Source organism: Actinomadura geliboluensis, assembly GCF_005889745.1.
Taxonomy (GTDB): Bacteria; Actinomycetota; Actinomycetes; order Streptosporangiales; family Streptosporangiaceae; genus Spirillospora; species Spirillospora geliboluensis.
Map to the genome: position 1 here is coordinate 1 of NZ_VCKZ01000632.1, position 3,406 is coordinate 3,406.

Below are 3,406 nucleotides of genomic sequence, written 5' to 3' on the forward strand. Positions count from 1 at the left end.
CCCCTCACCGGGCCCCTCGCCGCGCCGCCCACCGCGGCCCGGCCGCGAACGAACCGGTGGGCGATCGTCGCGCTCGTCGCGGGCCTGCTCGGCATGGTCCTGCTCGCGGTCGGTTTCGCCGTCGCCGCCTTCGTCCAGACCGGGCGCCGGGGCGAGAAGGGCACCGGCCTGGCCCTCGGCGGGCTCGCCGCCTCCCTGGCCTGGGTCGCCGCCATCGCCGTCGTCGTGACCGTCGGGCCGCTGTCCCCCGACACCTCCGTGCCCGCCGCCCGTGCGGACGGCAAGGTCGCGGTCACCTCGATGCGGCCGGGCGACTGCTTCAGCGAGTTCGAGGAGAGCCCCGCCGGCATGTTCGTGCGGCCGCTGCCGTGCACCACGCCGCACCAGGGCGAGGTCAGCGCCGAGGCGGAGCTGCCGGACGTGCCGTTCCCGGGCCGGGAGGAGGTCGGCAACCGGGCGTGGACGGTGTGCCGCGAGCGGACGCAGTTCCTGGAGAAGAGCCGCTACGGCAAGGACCTCCGGCTCCACGTCGCGCCGCCGGACGAGGCGGCGTGGAAGGACGGCGACCACGCCGCCACCTGCGTCATGCGCTACACCGGCTCCGGCCTGCTCCCGGCGTCCCTCGACCAGACCATGGAGACCAAGGAGCGGTACACGCCGGAGCTCCAGCCGGGAGACTGCGTCAAGAAGTGGGACGACGAGGGCTACCAGCCCCTCGTCCCCTGCACCGAGAAGCACGAGTACGAGGTGCTCGCCTTCTACACGATGCCCGGCGGCAAGTACCCGGGGACCGCGAAGATGGATCGGAAGGCGCTGGAAGGCTGCGCCGAGCAGGCGGTCAAGGTGTGGCGGTCGGACCCGCCGTTCGACATCGCCGACATGGCGTGGGCGGGCCCCGACAAGCTGGGCTGGGAGGCCGGCAACCGGCTGATCATCTGCCTGGTGACGGGGCGGAACGGCTTCCTCGACCGATCCGTCGTCCCGCACTGACCGCGCGGGCGTGCCGCCGGCGCCGGGTGGCGCCGGCGGCACGCGGGCGCTACACGACGGCGCCGGAGCTGTCCGCGGTGCGGCGGACGGGCTTCTTCGCCTTGCCCTGCGGCGGCGGGGCCTTCGCGAAGCGCTCCAGCACGACGGCGATCGGCGTCGCGGTGAAGACGCTGGAGTACGTCCCGACGACGATGCCGATCAGCAGGGCGATCGCGAAGTCGGTCAGCGAGTCGCCGCCGAGGATCGCGAGGGCCGCGAGGATGAACAGCGCGCCCATGCCGGTGTTGATCGTGCGCGGGACGGTCTGCAGCGTGCCCCGGTTCGCGATGTCGGCGAACCGGCCCTTGGGGTTGTTCCCCCACAGCTCCCGGATCCGGTCGAACACGACGACGGAGTCGTTCACCGAGTATCCGATGACGGTGAGCAGCGCGGCGAGGAAGACCCCGTCGATCGGTTTGCCGAGCCAGGCGAAGACGCCCGTGACGATCGTGATGTCGTGGAACATCGCGAGGACCGAGCCGCTCGCGAACGTCCAGCGGAATCTGATCGTCAGGTAGGCCAGCTGCGCGAGCAGCGCGATGCCGAGGGCGATCAGCGCGTTCTTGCGCAGCTCGTCGCCGAGGCTCGGCCCGATCAGCTCGTCGCGCTGCTTGGTCGCGCCGCCGCCCTCCTTCGCGAGCGCCTCCTGGATCCGCTTCTCCTCCTCGTTGGTCAGGTCGGAGGTGCGGACGGAGATGTCGTCCTGGCCGGAGGTCTGGACGACGGCGCGCGGGAACCCGGCGTCGGCGACGGCCGCGCGGGCCTTGTCGATGTCGACGTGCTGGCTGGTGGAGTACTCGACGAGGCGTCCGCCGGTGAACTCCACGCCGTAGTTCAGCCCGCGGGCGAAGATCCCGGTCAGCGCGACGGCGACCGCGACCACGGAGATCCCGATCCACATCCGGCTGCGCTTCATGATGTCGGGGCCGCTGTTCTCCAGCCAGTTGCGGATCCGCCCCGGGCCGGCCAGCCCGCCGGCCCGGCCCTTCATGATCTTGGGCATCCGGGCGGCGGCGGCGTCGGTGAGCACGCGGCTCAGCAGCATCGCCGAGACGAGGGAGGCGAGCACACCGATGGTCAGCGTGACACCGAAGCCCCGGACCGGCCCGGAGGCCAGCCAGAACAGCAGGCCGCCCGCGAGCAGCGTGGTGACGGCGGAGTCGGCGATCGCCGACCACGCCTTGTTGAAGCCGATGGCGAGCGCGTTGCGCGCGCTGCGGCCCGGTGCCGCCGCCCGTTCCTCTCTCGCCCGTTCGAAGGCCAGCACGTTGGCGTCGATCGCCATGCCGATGGCCAGGACGAAACCGGCGAGGCCCGGCAAGGTGAGCGTCGCCCCGATCGCGACGAGCGCCGCGTAGGAGATCAGCGCGTAGCCGGCGAGGGCGAGCGTGGCGAGGAAGCCGACGATGCGGTAGACGGCCACGATGAACAGGCCGGTCAGGATGATGCCGATGATCGCGGCCTTGGCGCTGGCGTCGATGGCCTCGTCGCCGAGGGTCGGGCCGACCACCCGCTGCTCGATGATCTTCACGGGGACGGGCAGCGAGCCGCCCTGGATGAGGGCCGCGAGGTCCTTGGCCTCGCCGGCGGTGAAGTCGCCGGTGATCTGGGTGGAGCCGCCGGTGATGCCGACGCCGCAGGGCACGCTCTGGGTGACCTGCGGGGAGGAGATGACCTTGCCGTCCAGCACGATCGCGACACGCCGCTCGTCGCCGACGGCGCAGGCGGCCTTGGCGGTCAGCTTCTCCCAGGTCTTGCCGCCGCTGCCTTTGAAGTCGACGTTGACGGCCCAGCCGCCGAGGTTCTGCGCGTCGTAGGAGGCGCTCGCCTCGCCGATGCCGGCGCCGGTGAGCGCGGCGGGGCCGATGAGGATCTGCTGCCCGCTCTCGTCCGGGATCAGCTGCTGCCCCTTCTCGGCCTTGCCGGTGTTGGGCAGCACGGGGTGCGCGGTGAGCTGCGCGGTCTTGCCGATCGCCTCGGTGGCGCGGGTCGGGTCCTGGACGTCGGGCAGCTCCACGATCAGCCGCTTGTCGCCGGACCGGGTGATGGACGACTCGGCGACGCCGAGCGCGTCGATGCGGCGGTGCAGGACCTCCCGGGCGCGGTCGGTCGACTCGCGGTCGGCCTTGGTGGTCTGCGAGTCCTGGGTCTCGAGGACGATCTGGGTGCCGCCGCGCAGGTCGAGACCGAGGCGGGCCGGTTTCGACCAGGCGAAGTAGAAGGATGTGGCGAGTACGGCGAACGCCAGTATCGCCCGCACCATGTTGGCGCGCGTCAAGAGGGAACCTCCACACGGGGGTGTCGGCGCCGCGCCTGAGCGCGCGGCACCGCGGACAGATGGCTCAGATCCTGGCTCTTATACACATCTGACGCGGCC

Annotated in this window: 2 protein-coding genes; one reads left to right on the plus strand and one right to left on the minus strand. The window is 71.9% G+C overall.

The window, feature by feature from the left end:
* A partial coding sequence (locus ETD96_RS42750; protein ID WP_138642180.1) for a DUF4190 domain-containing protein occupies positions 1–990 on the plus strand: 990 nt, incomplete at its 5' end.
* 49 nt (positions 991–1,039) lie between these two features.
* Here ETD96_RS42750 and secD read toward each other — a convergent pair.
* Positions 1,040–3,307 carry a protein translocase subunit SecD gene (gene secD / locus ETD96_RS42755; protein WP_138642181.1) on the minus strand — a complete coding sequence of 756 codons (2,268 nt, stop codon included), beginning with the start codon at positions 3,305–3,307 and terminating at the stop codon, positions 1,040–1,042.
* Positions 3,308–3,406 lie beyond the last annotated feature (99 nt).